General features: G+C 47.4%; 1 pseudogene. It reads right to left on the reverse strand.

The window, feature by feature from the left end:
* Positions 1–742 (reverse strand): annotated as a pseudogene (locus R7093_RS25305) (error-prone DNA polymerase); the annotation flags it as partial.

The following is a 742-nucleotide window of genomic DNA, read 5'->3' on the forward strand; positions in this document are numbered from 1 at the left end:
TTCAGATGGCTGTGCTTGATAGCTAACGCTTGGCTCTTCGATATGATGAAACAAAGGCAAATCGGACAGTGAATCCATCGCTGCCCAACGTGCGTTATAACGGTTACCCGATAAGATCTGAAAGGCATTTGCAGAAGCTAATAATTCGATATCACGACGACTTCTCAAGATTTGTTTGACCTCTTGTATTGAGTGATAGCCCGTTTTTGGTCGTCGTTCGACTAAGCGAGTCGCGCTTTCCTCATTAAAGCCCTTAACCAATCGAAAGCCCAGTTGCACACCAAGTCGGCCATTGGGGCGTTGAATCAAATGATGCTGGTAATAGGAATGATTGACACAGATAGGCAGAACTTCGACGCCGTGACGACGAGCGTCTTGCACCAATTGAGAAGGGCTGTAAAACCCCATTGGCTGGCTGTTTAACAGTGCAGTATAAAACTCTGCGGGATAGTAGTATTTTAGCCATGCCGAGCAATACGCCAAAACGGCGAAAGACGCTGAATGACTTTCTGGAAATCCGTATTCACCAAAGCCACAAATTTGTTCAAAAATGCGCTCCGCAAATGCTAGGTCGTAACCTCGCTCTTGCATGCCATTGAGCAGCTTAGGCCTAAACTTGGCTAAATCACCATTCTTTTTCCATGAAGCCATGGCTCGACGAAGTTGATCGGCCTCGCCACCACTAAACCCCGCCGCGACCATGGCAAGTTTGATGACTTGTTCTTGGCATATAGGCACGCCC

It is taken from the genome of Vibrio sp. 1580 (assembly GCF_033340055.1).